This window comes from Ancylomarina sp. YFZ004 (assembly GCF_054254355.1).
This window is the reverse complement of sequence record NZ_JBTCHQ010000004.1, coordinates 70,965-90,527: the sequence shown is the minus strand read 5'-3', so window position 1 is coordinate 90,527 and position 19,563 is coordinate 70,965. Positions and strand designations below refer to the sequence as shown.

Sequence of the window (19,563 nt, the reverse complement as noted above, 5' to 3'; positions counted from 1 at the left end):
ACATGAAAAACATAAAATATTTATTTATATCACTACTGGCTGTTTTCTTTATCGCTTGTGAAGACGATTTTGAGACGCCAGATGTAACCGAGCCAGTTCAAGGAACAGCTCCAATTCTTGAGGAACTAATTGAAGAAATAGATTTGGTTCTTGAAAAGAAGAATGAAGAGAATGAGATCGTAACCTTAAACTGGACTGATGCAACATATGCTGATCCTATTGGTGTTAGATACTATGTTCAGGTTGATACTGTTGGTAATGAGTTTAAAGCACCTTTAGAATTTGATCGTGTTAATGGCATAACAACAACTATTACAGTAGGTGATCTAAACACTTTAATATCTACCAGATATGCTCCTGCAAAAATGGTAGAGCTTGAAGCAAGAATTAGAGCTTTTGCAAACGAAGATCTTAATAGTTTGTACACTGCTTCTTTTACAATGAAGGTGACTCCTTACCTTGATGTAAAAATTCCTACAGAATTGTACATCTATGGTTCAGCTACTGCTACTGTTGAAGTAACAGACGCTTTAATGGCTTACGGTAAAGACAATGTGTTTACCAAATATTTAAAGCTTACCAAAGATGAGTTATTCAAGTTTTCTGATAAGCAAGGAAGCGATGGTTTTGATTATAACTTCGGTAAATTTGCTACTCTTTCTGAAAACATTGAGGCTGCAGGAGATGATGCAGGAAACTTCAAGTTTACTGATGAGACAGGATGGTATGCTGTTACTGCAGATTTTGTAAGCAGTAAATTAACTATAGCGCCTTACATTTTTGGTAGTGCAACTTACACGTTTGACTATCCTAATGTTTATTTAGCAGGAGATTATAATGCTACAGATGCTGCATGGTCGCCAGAAACAGGTCCTGCATTTACACGCAAAAGCGAAGGTGTTTATACTATTGAAACAGTTATAAAAGACGGTGCTCTGCTTAAATTTGTTGGACAACAAAGTTGGGGTGATTTAGATTGGGGTAATCTTGGTGGAGATGGAAATATTGGTATTGCAGGTCCTAAAGGAACTAATGGCAATATTAAATTCGACGGTGCTGATAAAGCATATACTATTACACTAGATCTTAATAAAGGAATATATTCCATTGAAGCAGTACCTGTTTTCCCTACTGAATTATATATTAATGGTAGCTTTGTTACTGATTGGAATTGGGCTGATGACGCAATACTTGAAATGATTCCTGTTCATAGTAATCCACATCTTTTCTGGAAAATTGCTTGGTTTGATGCTGATGCTCTATTAAAATTCAATTCAGCAAAAGATTGGAATGGTAATGATTTCGGAAAAACCGGCGACACAGCAGATGCTGATGGCGTATGGAATAAAGGTGGAGATAATATACCAACTGGAGCAGAAGGTTATAAAATGATTGTTGTAAATCTTTTAGCTAATACTATTCAAATAACCGATCCTGTAATATATGCTCAGGGGAGTGCATTTGGTAATTGGAATGGCGGTGAATTCTTGTTTACCACTGATCCTGCAGATACTAACATTCTTGTTTCTCCAGCAGCAGTTGCTGACGATAATGCAAGAATGTATGTAACGGCTACTACTTTAACCAATAATGATGGTAATTCAGTAGACTGGTGGCAAGCAGAGTTTAGTGTGTTATCAGGAAAAATTGAATACAGAGGAACAGGAAATGATTTACCTGGAGCTCCTATTACAACTGGACAGAAAGTTAAACTAAACTTTAGTACTGAATCTGGAACATTTGAATAATTCAAATAATTTATAAACTTCTAAAGCCGCCCTTTGGGGGCGGCTTTTTTTTCAAGTTTGATTTGAACATCAATAAAAAAAACAACACTCTCCCCCCGTGGGCAAAGGATTTGATCAAAAGAAAAAGATAATTATGAAGAAACTCTACAAATACATCCTTTTATTCCTCCTATTGATTCCTACAATAGGATTCGGTCAAATAACAACTGTACCTGAGTTTCCGAATGTCAATTCTGAGATCACAATAACTTTTGACTCATCTAAGGAATCAGGATTAGGAACATTTTCAGGAGATCTGTATGCTCATACAGGTGTTTTTATTGAAGGCAGCACAGATTGGCAACATGTAATTGGTACATGGGGAGATAATAGTTCACAACCACAACTAACCAATAAAGGAAATGGTATATATGAGTTGGTTATTACTCCAAATATCACAGATTATTATTCTGTAGCAAATGGTGAAATTGTTACTGATATTACTTTAGTTTTTCGCTCAGCTGATGGTAATTCTCAGACTAACGACCTAAGTATTGAAGTATTTAATGAAGGATTAAACGTTAGTTTTGCTTCTCCTTCTGATGACTCAATGATAATCAAAAACGAATCGCTTCAGGTCGAAGTTAAAGCTACAGCAAACGATAAGCTTACTTTATTTCTTGATGGAATACAGCAGGAAACAACTACTACAAATCAAATCAGCACAAGCATACAAACAGCAGTAGCCGGAACTCACGAATTGGTCGCAATTGCAACAGCAGGATCAGAAGAGGCTAGAGATACGATACATTTCTTTGTGCGAGAAGATGTTGTTACTGAGCAAATGCCTGCAGGAATTATTCCTGGTATCAATTATATCGACGACAATACTGTTACCCTTGCATTATATGCTCCAAATAAAGAATACATCTATGTTATTGGTGATGTCACGAATTGGGAGATCAACAATACCTACCAAATGAAAAAGGATTCAGATCACTTTTGGATTACGATCGACAATCTTACTGCTGGAGAAGAATACATCTACCAGTATATTATCGACGGTAATATCAAAATTGCAGATCCTTATGCTGATAAGTTATCAGATCCTTGGAACGATAAATATATTTTGGATGCAACTTATCCAAATCTAATTAAATATCCAGATGGAAAAACAACAGAAATTGCTAGTGTTTTTCAGACTGGTCAATCAGATTTTACATGGACTGATTCCGGCTTTGCTGTTCCTGATGAAAAAGATCTCGTTGTATACGAATTGCATGTACGTGATTTTGTTGCTACAGGTAATATTAAAACCGTAAAAGACACTCTGGATTATTTGGAACGATTGGGTATTAATGCCATTGAGTTGATGCCTTTCAACGAATTTGAAGGGAACGATTCATGGGGATACAATCCATCCTTTTACTTTGCTCCTGATAAAGCTTATGGTACAAAAGAGGATTACAAAGCATTTATAGACGAATGTCACAAACGAGGAATAGCCGTTTTGATGGATATGGTATTGAATCATTCTTTTGGTCAATCACCTTTCCTTCGTATGTATTTTGATGGAACTAAACCTACCGCTGATAGTCCATGGTACAATGTGGAGAATAATTTCGAAAACACTGATGCACATTGGGGATACGATTTTAATCATACGAGTCAGGCAACAAAAGATTTGGTTGATCGAATTAACTCATATTGGATGACTGAATATCACATCGATGGTTTCCGCTTCGATTTCACTAAAGGTTTCTCAAATACACCACATAGTAATTCGACAGATCCTTGGGGAAGTCAATACGATCAGCAACGTATCGATTTGCTAAAACGAATGTCTACAGAAATCTGGAATGTAAAATCTGATGCTGTGGTTATCTTCGAACACTTATCTGAGAATTCGGAAGAGAAAGAATTGGCTGCTCATGGAATTCTATTATGGGGAAATGCCAATCATGATTATAGCGAAGCGACTAAGGGTGAAAGTTCTAATTTTAGTTGGACTTCTTGGAAAAACAGAGATTGGGATGGTCCAAAAGTGGTTAGTTATATGGAAAGTCACGACGAAGAACGAATGATGTATAGAAACCTTACAGAAGGAACTTCTTTAGATGGTTATAATGTAAGAAGTTTGAATACTGCCCTTTCCAGAATTGAAACCGCTGCTGCTTTTTTCTTTACCGTTCCAGGTCCTAAAATGGTCTGGCAATTTGGAGAATTAGGTTACGATGTCTCGATTGAAGAAAATGGTAGAGTTGGCAAAAAACCAATTCATTGGGAATACCAGGATGATCCAAACCGAAAAAGAGTTTACCAAATATTTGCAGCACTTGCTAAAATCAAAAAAGAAGAAGCTGCTTTTGAATCTGACGATTTCACCTTGAATACAAGCCAGCCATTGAAACAAATTGAGATCAACCATGCCGATATGGATGTACGCATCATTGGAAACTTCGATGTGAAAACAGGTAGTATCTCTCCTCAATTTAGTAAAACTGGTACATGGTATGACTACTTCTCTAGTACAGAAATTAATGTAACTAATGTTGATGCCAACATACAACTTGCTCCAGGAGAATATCATATCTACACAACAAAACAATTAACTAAACCTAATGTGATTTCAGCTCCTATGGCATCTGCTGTTCTTATAACTGGCACTGCCAAAGAAAATGAAACACTGACTGCCTCCTACTCCTACTCCGATACAAATGGAGATGCAGAAGGAACATCAATCTACAAGTGGTACCGGGCAGATGATGTCGATGGTACAAATAAAATGGGAATTACTGGTGCAACAAATATAACTTACACTGCTGGTGCTGATGATCGTCACAAATTCATTGGATTCTCGGTTACACCAGTAGCTCAAACAGGAGAATTACTAAGCGGAAATACGATTTACAGCGATTACTCCGATAAAATTGTTTCACTTGTGAATCCCCCAGTTGCTAGTAATTTAGCTATTAATGGTGAATTCATACAGGATGCCGTTTTAACAGCGACTTACACTTACACAGATTCTGAAGGAGATTCTGAAGGGAAGTCTATTATCCAATGGTATCTTGCAGATAATCAATCTGGAACTAACGAAGCAGCTATTCAAGGAGCAAACACACTTGAATACACAATAACCCGTCAGGATGTTGGTCGCTATTTACGTTTCGCTGTAACTCCTGTTGCCATCAGTGACGAACTAACCAGTGGTGAAGAAGTGTATTCTGCCTATTCTGAAGCAATAGACTACTCAACAGGCATTGAGGATGTTTTAGATGAAGAATTGAGCTTATACCCTAACCCTGTTAAAGATTTACTGCACTTGGATAATTTAAAACAAGTGAAACGTTTAAGTCTATATAGCCTTACAGGAAAAATAATCCTTTATAAGCACAATCCTGATAGTAATGAGATTCTAGATCTTAGACATTTAAATCAAGGCATTTATATTATTGTTTTTGATCTTGATGATGGAAATCAGTTAACGAGAAAGATAATAAAGCAGTAATTCAATTTTCATAAATTTGGGAGATCCCACTTAACTCTGGTTAAGTGGGATTTTTTTCTTATCGATAAAATCAATCCTCTATTAGATAAAATGATTCATTTGTTTTGATATTTTTAACAAACTATCTAGATACTTCAATACATTCTTTGGTATATTTGATAAACAAACTAATATCAATTTCAACAAGCTTATGAATTCCAAAACGATTTTAATCGGTATCATACTTATTATCAGTGGATCAGTAAACAGTTTTGCACAAACAGGTCAGCTTGAAAAATCCGCTCAAATAGCCAAAGACGAAAACAAACTCATTTTCATGAACTTCTCTGGTTCTGATTGGTGTAGATCTTGTATGGTCCTAAAACAATCCATCTTAAATACAGCTGAATTTGAATCATTTGCAAACGAAAAATTGGTTCTTCTTGATGTTGATTTCCCTAGAAAGAAAAAAAACAGATTGAGTAAAGAGCAAACAAAGTACAATGAAAAACTAGCTGAAAAATATAATAAGGACGGACAATTCCCTACTATTATTATTCTAGATTCTGATTTGAATATTGTTGCTAAAACGGGTTATAAACGCTTGAGTCCGACACAATACATAGCTCACATTAAAACACTGATTGAAAAATAAGATGATTCGAAATACCGCGACCATATTCCTTATTTTCCTGTCTCTAATCTCTTTAGGACAGAAAGAATCTCACACCAAGGTTCTTCTTCTTATGGGATCTCGATTTGAGCTAACCGCTGTTAGCCCCAATCAAGATGATGCAATGAAAGCTATAGAAGAAGGTATTACAGAGATTAAGCGAATCGAAAAATTAATTTCGTCTTGGGATAAAAATTCTCAAACATCAGAAGTTATTAGAAATGCAGGGGTTAAACCGATTGTTGTTGATCAGGAATTATTCAATTTGATTCGTCGTTCAATTAAAATTTCAAAATTAACTCATGGTGCATTCGACATTAGCTATGCTTCGATGGATAAAATTTGGCGTTTTGATGGACAAATGAAAGAGTTACCTGATTCAAATGCTGTAGCAGCATCTGTAGCAAAAATCAATTACAAAAATATTATCCTTAATACTGAGAAAAGATCGGTTTTTCTTAAGGAAAAAGGAATGAAAATTGGTTTTGGAGCAATTGGGAAAGGTTATGCTGCCAACAAAGCACTTGATATCATGTCAAAGATGAACTTGACGGGAGCTTTAGTTAATGCCTCAGGAGATTTAATCAGTTGGGGAAAAGATGAAGGTGGTCAAGACTGGAAGATTGGCATTGTGAATCCAAAACAAAAAGAGATGGTTTTTTCCTGGCTCAACATTAATGAAACCGCTGTCGTGACTTCAGGTAACTACGAAAAATTTGTCACAATAAATGGTCAACGTTATTCACATATTATCGATCCTAGAACAGGCTATCCTGTAAAAGGACTGAGTAGTGTGAGTATTATCTGCCCCGATGCTGAATTAGCCGATGCACTGGCTACCTCAGTTTTTGTTTTGGGTAAGGAAAAAGGTCTCGAACTTATTAACCATCTTAATGGTATAGAATGCCTTCTAATAACTGATAAACAAGAACTTTTCACATCAAAAAACTTACATTTAGATTATATAAAAAAACCAATTATTAACCACAAATACCAAATTGGAAAAAAACATGCGAAATAAGAATAAATCCAAGCTCTTACTTGGTGGTTTATGCTTGTTGTTTGGTCTCAACTCATGTATGTCTGTTGCAGCCTACCAAAAAGCAAAGCTTAACGACGAAGCAATGGCACTTCAAGCGAAGAAGCTAGAAAGTTACGAATCGAATTTTCAATCATACCGTGAAGGTGCTGCTGGTGCAAATGGCGGAAAATCAGGAGGAGGCTGTGGATGCAATTAAATAAAACGATACTACTTATTGCATTGATGGGAGCTTCTATCATGGCAATGGCTCAAACTGATAAAAACAGTATTGACGACAAGCAAAATGAGAAACGTAAAAAGATAAAAAAATCTGAAGCTGACTTCAAAGATACTGAAGTCAATTTCTTATTTAATTATTACGAGCAAGATGGTGATCACTCCCCTGTTACAGGTGGTCGTGGCACTGAAAAACTTGAAAATATTGCACCTACTTTTGTAGTGCATGTCCCAATGGATTCAATATCTAGCTTAGATTTAAATTTCGGAATTGATATTTATTCATCTGCTTCAACAGATAATATTGACTATTTTGATGGTAATAAATCTGGTGCTTCAGGTATGGATGTTCGCACGCACATTAATGCGGCTTATAACAGGAATTTAGTAAATTCCGGTAATGCTTATAGTTTAATGGCTGGGTTTTCGGCAGAGTACGATGTCACTTCTTTCAACTTTGGTGGTTCTTATACGCTAAATTCAAAAGATAAGAATCGATCATTAAGTATTGATGCTCTCTATATGAATGATACGTGGAAATTACTTTATCCATACGAGATTAGAAATACTCCTAAAGCGAACTTAAAGGATGACAAACGTTCTACAATGAAATTTGGAGCATCCTATTCACAAGTTATTAATAAGCGCTTACAAGCCTTGTTTTCGTTAGAAGTTGTATCACAATCGGGTCTTCTGAGTACACCATTCCATCGCGTCTTTTTTAACGATGCCATTGGACAAACTGATGATGTATTAAGAGGTCTTAGCTTTGTTGAAAAACTGGAAGATAATCGTATGAAGATTCCAATCTCGATGCGATGGAATTATTATTTAAATGACTTTATGCGAGTAAGAACCTTCTATCGTTATTATACCGACAGTTGGGGAATTACCGCACATACAGCAAGTATAGAATTACCTATGCAAGTGACGCCCTCGCTTATTGCTTCTCCATTTTTTAGATATCACACACAAACTGCTGCTGATAATTTCTATGAATTTGGTCAAGCTGACAGTAATCAAAAACCTGAATTTTACACATCTGATTACGATTTATCGGACTTGAGTAGCACTAAAATAGGTTTGGGTTTGCAATATTCTCCAGTAATGGGAGTTGGGCATTTTAAATCTCCCTTCAGAAAAAATAAACAGGCTCAGTTCAAAAGTATTGGTTTAAGAACCGCCTATTACGATAGAAGTGACGGTTTAAGTGCTTGGTTAGTTAGTCTTGATTTTGCTTTTACCTTCTAAAAAGGAATAGTGTAAAGAGTTATATATTTAGCTCTTTACACTTCCACTATATTTTCTTGCTTCAATACTCTATTACCATCCCAACGGTAAGCAACCAAGTGTCCTCCATTTGCAACACAAGCATCTACACAACACAAATTATCTCTCACAACTCCTGCTTGTCCATTCAAACAATAATGCCCAAAAAACACAGGTAGTTCTTGCTCAGAATAGGGAGTAATCTCCTCGCAAAGTTCTGGTGGAATTGTATAATCAGGTAATTTAAATCGGTTACCAAAAGCCAAAGAGCTAAAGCTCTCCCCTTCCATTTTATTCCACCATTTTATTCGAAACATATTTCGCTTGATACCATAGCTATCTTTTATCATCAGATCATTGGGCAAAGCAAATTCTCTTCCTTTTAGCAAAAGCATACATGCATCGTATAATTTGCCTTTGTTAGCGTATATCTTTCTGAGAAATTTCTTATTAAGTCTATTCTCAGGATGTTTGGTTTTAATTAAATCCACAGCTTTTTGATCCCAACAAGCATGGATAACTCTAAAGTCTTCGAACTCTAAAAATAAAGGCAAAGATCGTAGCCATTTTAAGTAGATTTTCTTAGCCTCTTTATTAGCCTGAAACTCGAGATAAGTTCTTCTAATTTGAGCCTTATTTTTCAAACTATGATCACGCAAAGGAATACCTTCATCATCTTTGGTATAGTAAGCTAAAACATTGAGTTCATGGTTGCCAACTATTGCATAGGCTGAACCATGATCAACCATATTTTTTATCAAGCAGAGACTATCGATCACACGGAATCCCCTGTCTACAAAATCTCCCACAAAAACGGCTTTTCTTTCAGGATGTGCATAAAAGCCAACCTCCTTCTTATAACCTAAAGTTTGAAGCATTTCTTCCAAACTTTCAAACTCGCCGTGTATATCTCCTATTATATCGTACAAATCAATTCTATTTTGTAAAAATTTATCTCTAATGTGAGGTTATAAACCAATCTCTCAACTTCCCCACTTTATCAAAGATATGAAAACAAAAAAAAACTCTCCCTATTGCAATGCAATAAGAAGAGTTTATATTTTAAATCTAATTATTATCGAAAATAATCAGCTACTAAAGCTTGAACAATTTTTCGATACTAACTTCTTTCTTTACCTTATTAGGTCCAACGTAAGTAAATTCATTAGTTTTACTACTGTACTCGTAATCTTTCTTCCACTCGTCAAAATTAGCAACGATTTTCTTGATAGACTCTGCAAAGTAAATAACCTCTTTATTAGTAGTCGTTGGGTGTAATGACCAACGTACCCATCCTGGCTTGTGAGTTAAGTCACCAGCAGAAATTTCACATGTAATCGACTGTGATTTCTCATGAGTTACATCAAGCATATAGTGCCCATATGTACCTGCACAAGCACAACCTCCACGAACTTGAATTCCGAAATGATCATTCAACATCTTTACTAACAAGTTAAAGTGAATGTATTCGATATAGAATGACATCACACCAATACGCTTCTGACCATCATCAGCAAGAATCGTTACATCATCAACCTCACGCATCAATTTGAAGGCCAAATCGAGTAACTCTTCCTCACGAGCTTCCATCTTGTCAGTTCCCATCTGATTTTTCACATCGATAGCCAAAGCTGTTCTAATAGACTGAAGGAAACCTGGAGTTCCTCCATCTTCACGTGCCTCAATATTATTTACAAATTTGTACTCTCCCCAAGGGTTTGTCCAATCTACTGTTCCTCCACCTGGATGATCTGGAGCTGAATCTGGATCGTAAAGAACAGAATCAAATATCATGACACCAGAAGAGCCTGGGCCACCTAGAAATTTATGTGGAGAAAAGAAAATACCATCTAATTTACACGCTTCATCAGAAGGATGCATATCGATATCAACATAAGGCGCAGAAGCAGCAAAGTCTACAAAACAAATACCAGCATGCTTATGCATCATCTTTGCCATCTGGTGATAAGGGGTGATAATCCCTGTGACATTTGAACAAGCACTAAATGAACCAATTTTCATCTTTCGATCAGCATATTTTTCTAATTGCTTTTCCAACTCGTTCAAATCAACAGTTAAACCTTCTCCTGGAGGTACAACCACAACATCAACATTGGTTTCATACCATGATGTTTGGTTTGAATGATGCTCCATATGCGTGATAAAAACAACTGGCTTCTCTTTATCTTTCAAGCACGTTTTAGAATTCATAGGGCCACAGCCCTTTAAACCTAAAATACGTTGTAATTTAACAATAACAGCTGTCATACCGTAACCTGCATGCATCAAAACATCATTAGGTCCAGCATTACAATGCTTCTTAATTATATTCTGAGCTTCATGATAACTTTGGGTCATTAAAGTACCAGTAACATTGGTCTCTGTATGCGTGTTTGCGACATAAGGACCAAAGTCTTTTAGCATTCTTTTTTCAAGGGGCTTATATAAACGTCCGCTTGCAATCCAGTCGCCGTAAACGATAGTTTGCTTACCAAAAGGAGAATAAAATCGGGCTTCATTCCCCACCGTATTCTTTCGGAACTTTTTGAAATGATTTTCCAAATTGCTCATTAGGTTAGATTAGTTTTATTTGTGTTGTTGTTATATTCAGATTTGTGTGTCTCAAATCAATTAATATTCAGACTGTTTGATCTGATTTAAGAACGGGTCTAAAAATAGATATTCTAAAAAAGGAATACAAATAGTGATTGTATATATTCCTGTTTATTAGGCTATTTGTATCCAGACAACTTTCTAAACAAACTAGCTATAAGCCTGATTATAAGTTTATATTATTAAGAAAACACCCATTTAAATTTACAATAAATTATCCCGGTTCTTATTTAGAATAGATGCTATATATGAAGAATGGAAGAATTTGATGGGAAAACACTAAATTTGGCTTCATAAAAAAGAAAGATACTTTCTTTTTTATTACAATCAAGTCATTTATAGAAGACAATAAAGATATATGGAGACAATTATTCAACTCTTCGAAAAAAGTGTAGAACAATATCCCAATAACCCCTTTTTGTGGGAAAAAACCGATGGAAATTATTCTTCTCAATCATATAAGGAACTACAAACAGAAGTTCATCTACTAGCAGCGGGATTATATGCCATAGGCATCAATAAAGGCGATCGTATAGGCTTGTTATCAGAAGGAAGAAATGCTTGGGTACTGGCCGAATTAGGCATTTTATATGCTGGTGCAGTGAATGTGCCCCTATCAGTGAAATTAGATGCTCAAAATGAATTAAAATTCCGTTTACAGCATTCAGAATCCAAACTGCTTATTGTTTCGAAGAACCATCTCTCAAAAATCAGAGAAATTAAAGATGAACTTGAGCTTTTGGAACAGATTATCGTTATCGATGAAGATATCGAACTCGAATCAAAAGAAATTTACCTTTCCTCTGTAATAAACTTTGGTCAGAATTTACCTGCAGATGACAAAATTCGTTTGGAAACCCTTTGGTTAACCATTGAAGCATTGGATAGCGCTAATATCTCATATACTTCAGGAACCACGGCCGATCCTAAAGGCATCATTTTATCACACAACAATTACACTTCGAATGTTATACAGGCTTCCAGTTTAATGGACATTCCGGAAACCTATAAAACATTACTTATTCTACCATGGGATCACTCCTTTGCTCACACAGCAGGTATTTATAGTTTCATGTTAAAAGGTGCCTCTATTGCTGCCGTTCAGCAAGGTAAGTCGCCTATGGAGGCCTTAAAAAATATTCCGAATAACATTAAAGAAATTAAACCTGATATTATTTTAAGCGTTCCTGCCTTAGCAAAGAACTTTAAAAAGAATATCGAAAAGGGAATTAAAGCCAAAGGGCCTAAGGTAGAACGCATGTTCAACAAAGCCTTGAATGTTGCCTATCGTTATAATGGTATGGGCAACGACAAGGGAAAAGGTACTCGTAAATTCTTAAAGCCTATTTATAAGTTCTACGATAAAATTCTATTCTCAAAAATCAGAGCCAACTTTGGTGGTAATCTGAAATTCTTTGTTGGTGGTGGGGCTCTTTTGGATATTGAGTTACAACGTTTCTTCTATGCAATTGGAATTCCAATGTATCAAGGCTACGGTTTATCTGAAGCTTCTCCAATTATTTCCTCGAATACACATCACCGTCATAAGTTAGGTTCATCAGGCTTCCTGGTTAATAATATGGATTTCAAAATTTGCGACAATCAGGGCAATGCACTTCCAATCGGTGAAAAAGGCGAAATTGTGATCAAAGGGGGGAATGTGATGAAAGGCTACTGGAAAAACGATAAAGCCAGTGCTGAAACCCTAAAAAATGATTGGTTACATACAGGTGATATGGGACATATAGATGAAGAGGGGTTTCTTTATGTATCAGGTCGTTTTAAATCATTATTGATTGCCAATGATGGTGAAAAATTCAGTCCCGAAGGCATAGAAGAAGCTTTGGTTGATCAGTCACCTTATATCGATCAGTGTCTTTTATACAACAATCAAGATCCATACACAATCGCTTTGCTTGTGCCAAACAAGGGTGCCATTCAAGCTCATCTGAGAAAAAAAGGATTGGATTCCAAAAGTGATAACGGACAAATTGAAGCACTTAAGCTGTTACAATCGGAACTAAACGATTATAAATCCGGAGGTAAATATCAAGATATGTTCCCGCAAAGATGGATTCCAAATGCAATTGGAATTTTACCAGAAGCTTTTACAGAAGATAATAAATTGGTAAACTCAACCATGAAAGTTGTACGAAACAAAGTGGTTCTTTATTTCAATGAGCATGTAGATTATTTATATACGCCTGAAGGGAAAAACTTCTTAAACATTAAAAATAAGGAAACAGTCCAAAATTTTTAATTTGAGGACAAGTAATACAATAACACAACAGAGATACAATCATAATGAAATTTAACTTTAAAAAAATCAATAGCCTCTTAACTTTAGGCTTAGTATTACTTACACTTACCTCAAGTGCTAGTGATTCAAACATTGAAAAACAACGTCAAAACTACAAAGGAAAAGCACCTAAGTATATCTTCTATTTTATTGGAGATGGTATGGGCTTATCTCAAGCCAATGCTGCAGAAGCCTATCTTGGTGCCGTTAATGAAAAAAATGGCATCCAAAAACTTGAAATGAACACGTTTCCCTATCACGGTTTTTATACCACCAATGCAACGGACCGATTCATTACAGGATCTGCTGCAGCGGGAACAGCTCTAGCCACAGGTCATAAGACAAGTATCAATACCATTGGTATGGATGCTTCAAAACAAAAGCCACTTCAGTCAGTGGCTGAAAGAGCAAGAGACTTAGGCTACAAAGTTGGAATCATTTCATCAGTATCCATCGACCATGCTACACCAGCTTCTTTTTATGCTCATCAAGCATCTAGAAGTATGTATTACGACATTAGCTTAGATTTAAGCCTGTCTAACTTCAATTATTTTGCAGGAGGTGGCATTAAACATCCTGAAGGTGATGGCAAGTTGGATAAAAACAACATCATGGCAAATTTTGGTCAAGGATCTGAAAAAGAAGTCGAAAACAAGCAAACCAATTCTATTGTACTCGCAAAGGAACGTGGTTATAGACTTTTAAATACTAAAGCTGAGTTCCAAAGTTTAAAAAAAGGAGATGATAAAATAATTGCAATTGCTCCGCGTTTAGTTGGAGGTAAAGCCTTGCCTTATGCCATAGATCAAACCAAAGATGATATTCCATTAAGTGCATTCACTAAAAAAGGGATTGAATTATTAGATAACAGAAAGGGATTTTTCATGATGGTTGAAGGTGGAAAAATTGACTGGACCTGTCATGCTAACGATGCTGCGACAGCCATTAAAGAGGTTCTCAATTTTGATTCTGCCATAAAAGTTGCAATTGAGTTCTATAAGAAACACCCAAAAGAAACACTTATTGTTGTTGGTGGTGACCATGAAACTGGTGGTATGGCTCTAGGGTTTTCTGGAAGTCACTACCATTCAGACTTTAAGATCCTACAATATCAAAATATATCTAACGATGGATTTTCAGAAATTGTAGATCAGTATAAAAAAGATAATATTGGCAACTATAAGCTTGAAGATGGAATGGCTTTAGTAGAAAAGCACTTTGGTTTAGGTAATAAAGAAAAAGGACTTGAGTTATCTGCATTCGAAACAAAACAACTTAAAGATGCTTTCGAACAAAGTATGAATTACAATAAAGAATTCAAAAAAGATGATCAGTTCTACTTGCTATATGGTAGCTACAACCCTTTAACTGTAGCAGCTTGCCATATTCTATCACAAAAAGCTGGTATCGGCTGGACTTCATTTTCTCATACCGCTACGCCCATTCCTGTTAGAGCCATTGGCGTAGGTGCAGAACTATTCTCAGGCTATTACGACAATACAGATATGGCCAAAAACGTTTTCAGACTACTAGAATCTAAATAAATATACAACAAGGATAAGTCATTGGGCTTATCCTTGTTAACTTTCCCACCACCATGTTTAAGTTACCTCCAAAATCAGATTTAATTCTAGTTGGTTTACTCCTACTTATTTGCCTAGGTTTAATGATTACTCCCAATGGTTTTGACAAAACAACCGATACGAATTCTGTCCGAGTTAAAGCTATTGTTCTTTCTACGAACGAAAATTTAATGGTTGAAACAGGCATCTTAAAAACAGGAACACAGTCATTACAAATCAAAATACTGGATGGTCAATTTAAAGGAAGGGAACTTCAAGCTTTCAATCAATTGGTTGGTCGTATGGAGTTTGACAAGATTTTTATAGAAGGAGATAAAACACTTACGGTCCTAAATCTAAATGAAGATAGATCACAGATTATCAGCGCCAATGTAGTCGATCACTATAGAATTAATATCGAATTATGGCTCTTGGTCTTATTTATCATTCTACTAATTGGCTTTGCAGGTTGGACGGGTATTAAAGCCATCCTTTCGTTCATGTTTACTGGACTGGCTATATGGAAACTCTTATTACCTGGTTTCTTAAAAGGCTTCTCTCCTATTCCACTTTCGCTAGGTATAGTTGCTTTACTGACTTCTACCATTATTTTTCTGGTAGCTGGAACGAATAAGAAAGGGATCGTTGCATTTTTAGGCGCAATGAGTGGTATAGCCATCACCTGTATTATGGCTATCATTTTTGGTGACCTTTTCAATATACATGGCGCAATTAAACCCTTCTCAGAAACTCTACTTTATTCTGGATTTGCACATTTAAACCTTACTGAAATATTCCTTGCAGGCATCTTCATTTCCTCGTCTGGTGCCGTTATGGATATCTCCATGGATATTGCAGCCTCACAAGCTGAAGTGATCAATCACAATCCAACAATTAGTCAAAAAAAACTACGCCAATCTGGTTTCGAAGTTGGGAAAGCAGTCGTGGGTACTATGACCACAACCCTACTTCTTGCCTATTCAGGGGGGTTCTCTGCTCTACTAATGGTTTTTATTGCACAAGGCACTCCAATGACCAATATTTTAAACCTTAACTACGTTTCAGGTGAACTTCTTCACACACTAGTTGGTAGCTTTGGTCTTATTCTAGTTGCCCCTTTCACTGCCATTATTGGAAGTTGGCTTTTTACTCGAAAAAAATAAATTTATAGTCTATCACAGACCGACTTCCACTTCCTAGATAGTATTACAGGAAAAATCTACAATCTCTCAACTACTTAGATTCATTCAAAATAGAGAAATATATTTTGACTTATAAAAAAATAGGTATATTTTTGATTAACCGATTTAGTAAACCGATTTAGCAAGGAGACACATTGAAGAAAAAGTCAATTAAAGATATCGCACAAGACTTAGGTCTATCAAAAACAACTGTTTCTTTTGTTCTTAACAACAAAGGAGATGAGAAGAATATTAGTACTAAAACTCAAAAAAGGGTACTTGATTATATAAGAGAAGTTAACTATCAGCCCAATCAAATTGCAAAGAGTTTAAAGAAAGGAAAAACGAATACAATAGGTTATTTAGTTCCTGATATTTCCAATCCATTTTTTGCTAAAATAGGACGTTTACTTGAAGATCATTTTTGGGAAAAAGGCTACCATCTTATTATTGGTAGTACCGATGAAGATAAAGAAAAAGAAGAGCAAGTACTTAATATGTTTGTGAATCGTCAAGTTGATGCATTAATCGTGGCATCCTGTTTTATTAAGGGAGATACGATTAAATCTTTATTAGCTCAAGGTTTTCCTTTGGTATTATTCGATAGAGAAGATCCCGATATTGAAGCCAATTACATTTTAGTCGAAAATAAAATCTCAATGAAAAATGCGATTGAAAAAACAATTCAAACAGGATCAAAAAAATTGGGTTTAATTACACTTACTCCCGATGTTTATTCTCTAAAAAATCGTATCGAAGGATACAAGATGGCCTTATCGGACAATCATATCGAATTTGATAATGATTTAATAAGAATAGTTGACAATAACGATTTAAAACCTGGGACTGAAAGAGAACTCAGAAAACTTATTGAGTCGGGTGTTGACACGATTGTATTTACCAATAACCAGATTGCAGTTATCGCCATTTGGTTGATGAATACCCATTACAAAAACAAGGTAAATGATATCAAATTCGTGAGTTTTGATAATGTTGACTTATTCGACTATTCATTACCAAAGGTGATTTCAGTTGCGCAACCGATTGAAAAAATAGCTATGTATTCAACTCAAATTGTAGAAGAAATTCTAAACTCAAAAAAAAGTGAGAATAAAAGAATTGAATTAACACCAAAATTAATAGAACGAAAATAATAGATGAAAAATAATTACTTAAAATCAGGCCCTATTTTCCTAGCATTTTTATGCATGGGATTTGGCGATGTTGTGGGCCCTCTAACTAGTCAATTACAAGCTGAATATGAATTAACAAATTTCATGGCAGGATTAGTAACCTTTATGGGCTTTATCATGTTTGGTTTACTTTCTGTACCAATGGGCTTGTATCAGGATCGTAAAGGGAAGAAACCCGTATTAGTCATTGGAATGATAGCTGCATTAATTGGTTTAATACTTCCAATCCTTGGCGACTTTTCTTCATTTGAATTACTTTTAGCGTCTTTACTTCTCTTAGGTACTGGAGCTACAATATTGCAAGTGGCTGGTAATCCTATAATGAGAGATGTATCACCAGAAGGTAAATTTTCGAGAAATCTATCATTCGGCCAATTCTTTAAAGCAATCGGCTCATTATCGGGTGCCCTCCTACCCTTGCTTGCTGCAAAATATTGGGGTTTAGATTGGAAAATCCTTTTCCCAATTTACTCATCGATTCTAATCATTGCAATCATCTATTTATGGTCTGTCAAAATTGAAGAAAAAAGAGATGATTCAGAAACACCTGCATCCTTTAAATCTGTGTTATCATTATTGAAGAATCCTTATATCTTTTTTATGGTATTAGCTATTTTTCTTTACGTAGGTGCCGAGGTTAGTATGAGTGCTAAGCTTCCAAACTTTTTAGAACACAAATTCAATTTTGATATTAAAGAATTTGGCCTTTGGGGAACATTATTCTTCTTTTTAGCTTTAATGGCTGGTCGCTTTTTTGGTGGAATTATCCTAAATTGGATGTCGCCACAACGATTTTTAAAAGTAACAAGCTTACTTGCTATTGTAGGGATTTTAGGTCTTTTTGTAGCAACAACTTCAGTAATGGGTTTCGTAGCAATATTTATTATCGGTTTAGGATTCGCTAATATTTTCCCTCTCGTATTTTCAATAACGATTGATGCAATGCCCGAGCGTAGTAATGAGATTTCAGGCTTAATGGTAACAGCAATCATTGGAGGAGCAATTGTTCCCGTTATATTTGGCGCAGTAGCTGATATTTTTTCATTGATGGCAGGATTCATAGTAACACTAGTATGTATAGGCTACATTTTGGGCTTATCATTTTATAAAAGAAAGTAAAACGAACATGAATATATGGAGCGATGAAAGAGTCGTATTAACTCTTGATGCAGGTGGAACAAATTTTGTTTTTTCAGCCATTAAAGGTGGAATTGAGATGATTAAACCCATTCGAAAACCTTCCAGTGCTGATAATCTAGAGCTTTGTTTAAAGACAATTATTGATGGGTTTCAGGAGGTGAAAAACTTACTTCAGGAAAAGCCTGTAGCTATTAGTTTTGCTTTTCCAGGCCCTGCTGATTACCGACGAGGGATCATTGGAGATCTAGCAAATCTTCCAGCTTTTAGAGGAGGAATAGCTTTGGGACCAATGCTTGAAGAACATTTTAATATACCTGTCTATATAAATAACGATGGAGATTTATTTGCATACGGTGAAGCCTTAGGAGGAATGCTTCCTGAGATAAATAAAAGACTAGAAGAAGTCAATAGTACCAAGCGATACAGAAACCTAGTTGGAATAACTTTGGGAACGGGCTTTGGAGGAGGATTGGTTCAGGATGGAAATCTATTTATTGGAGATAATTCAATTGCAAGTGAAGTTTGGCTGACTAGTTCAAGACTTTTTCCAGAACGATTTGCAGAAGAAGGGATCAGTACACGTGCTATTCAAAGAGTTTATTATGAGAATGTAAAGACTGAATCGAATAAAGCTTTAATGCCAAAGGATATTTATCTGATTGCAAAAGATGAAAAGCATCCTAATAATAAAGTAGCGAAATTAGCTTTCGAGCAATTTGGAAATTGTTTGGGTGATAGCCTTGCTAATCTACTTACTATTACTGATGGAATTGCAGTAATTGGAGGTGGTCTTGCAGGAGCACATGACCTGTATATGCCAGCAGTTATGTCTGAGATATATGGACAATTTCAAACAGCACAAGGCAATAAACAAGATCGATTGGTACAAAAAGTTTACAATATTGATAACGAAACTGAGTATCAAGAATTCATAAAAGATCGTTCCAAAGAAATTTCTATTCCAGGAACTGATAAGAGTTTAAAATATGACCCAGAACCACGCCTGGCAATATGCTCGAGTAAATTGGGTGCTAGTAAGGCAATCGGAATTGGAGCATATGCATTTGCATTAAAAGAAGTCAGTAAGAATAAATAAAGAATTATACAAATGAAAAAAATGGATAGTTCATAGGTTTACTATTTTTTTACCTCATTTAC

The 19,563-nt window shown here is 35.6% G+C and carries 14 protein-coding genes; 12 read left to right on the top strand and 2 right to left on the bottom strand.

All coding sequences use genetic code 11. From position 1 onward, the window contains the following. The first annotated feature begins 2 nt into the window (after window positions 1-2). From ACXR6G_RS08110 to ACXR6G_RS08085, 6 genes are all read left to right on the top strand, one after another. Window positions 3-1,748 carry a SusF/SusE family outer membrane protein gene (locus ACXR6G_RS08110; RefSeq protein WP_458360918.1) on the top strand — a complete coding sequence of 582 codons (1,746 nt, stop codon included), beginning with the start codon at window positions 3-5 and terminating at the stop codon, window positions 1,746-1,748. Between the two features lie 133 nt (window positions 1,749-1,881). After that, window positions 1,882-5,238: an alpha-amylase family glycosyl hydrolase gene (locus tag ACXR6G_RS08105; RefSeq protein WP_458360917.1), complete on the top strand. Its 3,357-nt coding sequence runs from the start codon at window positions 1,882-1,884 to the stop codon at window positions 5,236-5,238. A gap of 190 nt (window positions 5,239-5,428) precedes the next feature. Continuing rightward, entirely contained in the window at window positions 5,429-5,872 is a 444-nt protein-coding gene (locus tag ACXR6G_RS08100) for a thioredoxin family protein (RefSeq protein ID WP_458360916.1), read from the top strand. A 1-nt stretch (window position 5,873) separates the two neighbouring features. Beyond that, window positions 5,874-6,911 carry an FAD:protein FMN transferase gene (locus tag ACXR6G_RS08095; RefSeq protein WP_458360915.1) on the top strand — a complete coding sequence of 346 codons (1,038 nt, stop codon included), beginning with the start codon at window positions 5,874-5,876 and terminating at the stop codon, window positions 6,909-6,911. Then, window positions 6,901-7,128 carry a DUF4266 domain-containing protein gene (locus tag ACXR6G_RS08090; RefSeq protein WP_458360914.1) on the top strand — a complete coding sequence of 76 codons (228 nt, stop codon included), beginning with the start codon at window positions 6,901-6,903 and terminating at the stop codon, window positions 7,126-7,128. Before ACXR6G_RS08095 ends, ACXR6G_RS08090 begins: the two co-directional genes overlap by 11 nt. Further along, window positions 7,119-8,399, top strand: a complete 1,281-nt coding sequence (locus ACXR6G_RS08085; protein ID WP_458360913.1) for a DUF3570 domain-containing protein — start codon at window positions 7,119-7,121, stop codon at window positions 8,397-8,399. The genes ACXR6G_RS08090 and ACXR6G_RS08085 overlap by 10 nt, the downstream gene beginning before the upstream one ends. Before the next feature lie 35 nt (window positions 8,400-8,434). On the opposite strand, the gene ACXR6G_RS08080 is transcribed toward ACXR6G_RS08085, so the two are convergent. Together ACXR6G_RS08080 and ACXR6G_RS08075 are read right to left on the bottom strand one after the other, a co-directional pair. Beyond that, window positions 8,435-9,346, bottom strand: coding sequence for a metallophosphoesterase (locus ACXR6G_RS08080; RefSeq protein WP_458360912.1), 912 nt, complete (start codon window positions 9,344-9,346; stop codon window positions 8,435-8,437). Between the two features lie 166 nt (window positions 9,347-9,512). Then, entirely contained in the window at window positions 9,513-10,988 is a 1,476-nt protein-coding gene (locus tag ACXR6G_RS08075; RefSeq protein ID WP_458360911.1) for an aminotransferase class V-fold PLP-dependent enzyme, read from the bottom strand. 400 nt (window positions 10,989-11,388) lie between these two features. Here ACXR6G_RS08075 and ACXR6G_RS08070 point away from each other — a divergent pair, with 400 nt between their 5' ends. From ACXR6G_RS08070 to ACXR6G_RS08045, 6 genes are all read left to right on the top strand, one after another. Continuing rightward, on the top strand, window positions 11,389-13,290 hold the full coding sequence (locus tag ACXR6G_RS08070; RefSeq protein WP_458360910.1) for an AMP-dependent synthetase/ligase: 1,902 nt from the start codon (window positions 11,389-11,391) through the stop codon (window positions 13,288-13,290). A gap of 44 nt (window positions 13,291-13,334) precedes the next feature. Beyond that, the gene (locus tag ACXR6G_RS08065) at window positions 13,335-14,873 is read left to right on the top strand and encodes an alkaline phosphatase (RefSeq protein WP_458360909.1); all 1,539 of its coding nucleotides are present in this window, start codon (window positions 13,335-13,337) and stop codon (window positions 14,871-14,873) included. A gap of 53 nt (window positions 14,874-14,926) precedes the next feature. Then, window positions 14,927-16,054, top strand: coding sequence for a YibE/F family protein (locus ACXR6G_RS08060; protein ID WP_458360908.1), 1,128 nt, complete (start codon window positions 14,927-14,929; stop codon window positions 16,052-16,054). 173 nt (window positions 16,055-16,227) lie between these two features. Further along, window positions 16,228-17,226, top strand: coding sequence for a LacI family DNA-binding transcriptional regulator (locus tag ACXR6G_RS08055; protein WP_458360907.1), 999 nt, complete (start codon window positions 16,228-16,230; stop codon window positions 17,224-17,226). Window positions 17,227-17,229: 3 nt separating this feature from the next. Further along, window positions 17,230-18,384 (top strand): MFS transporter, encoded by a 1,155-nt coding sequence (locus tag ACXR6G_RS08050; protein ID WP_458360906.1) that lies wholly within the window; start codon window positions 17,230-17,232, stop codon window positions 18,382-18,384. A gap of 7 nt (window positions 18,385-18,391) precedes the next feature. Next, window positions 18,392-19,501 (top strand): ROK family protein, encoded by a 1,110-nt coding sequence (locus tag ACXR6G_RS08045; RefSeq protein ID WP_458360905.1) that lies wholly within the window; start codon window positions 18,392-18,394, stop codon window positions 19,499-19,501. Window positions 19,502-19,563: the final 62 nt, after the last annotated feature.

Excerpts from the sequence above, each read along its gene's own strand:
- ACXR6G_RS08100 (WP_458360916.1), top strand. The coding sequence starts at position 5,429 with ATGAATTCCAAAACGATTTTAATCGGTATCATACTTATTATCAGTGGA.
- ACXR6G_RS08075 (WP_458360911.1), bottom strand. The coding sequence starts at position 10,988 with ATGAGCAATTTGGAAAATCATTTCAAAAAGTTCCGAAAGAATACGGTG.
- ACXR6G_RS08085 (WP_458360913.1), top strand. The coding sequence starts at position 7,119 with ATGCAATTAAATAAAACGATACTACTTATTGCATTGATGGGAGCTTCT.
- ACXR6G_RS08045 (WP_458360905.1), top strand. The coding sequence starts at position 18,392 with ATGAATATATGGAGCGATGAAAGAGTCGTATTAACTCTTGATGCAGGT.
- ACXR6G_RS08110 (WP_458360918.1), top strand. The coding sequence starts at position 3 with ATGAAAAACATAAAATATTTATTTATATCACTACTGGCTGTTTTCTTT.
- ACXR6G_RS08090 (WP_458360914.1), top strand. The coding sequence starts at position 6,901 with ATGCGAAATAAGAATAAATCCAAGCTCTTACTTGGTGGTTTATGCTTG.
- ACXR6G_RS08060 (WP_458360908.1), top strand. The coding sequence starts at position 14,927 with ATGTTTAAGTTACCTCCAAAATCAGATTTAATTCTAGTTGGTTTACTC.
- ACXR6G_RS08105 (WP_458360917.1), top strand. The coding sequence starts at position 1,882 with ATGAAGAAACTCTACAAATACATCCTTTTATTCCTCCTATTGATTCCT.
- ACXR6G_RS08065 (WP_458360909.1), top strand. The coding sequence starts at position 13,335 with ATGAAATTTAACTTTAAAAAAATCAATAGCCTCTTAACTTTAGGCTTA.
- ACXR6G_RS08050 (WP_458360906.1), top strand. The coding sequence starts at position 17,230 with ATGAAAAATAATTACTTAAAATCAGGCCCTATTTTCCTAGCATTTTTA.
- ACXR6G_RS08095 (WP_458360915.1), top strand. The coding sequence starts at position 5,874 with ATGATTCGAAATACCGCGACCATATTCCTTATTTTCCTGTCTCTAATC.
- ACXR6G_RS08070 (WP_458360910.1), top strand. The coding sequence starts at position 11,389 with ATGGAGACAATTATTCAACTCTTCGAAAAAAGTGTAGAACAATATCCC.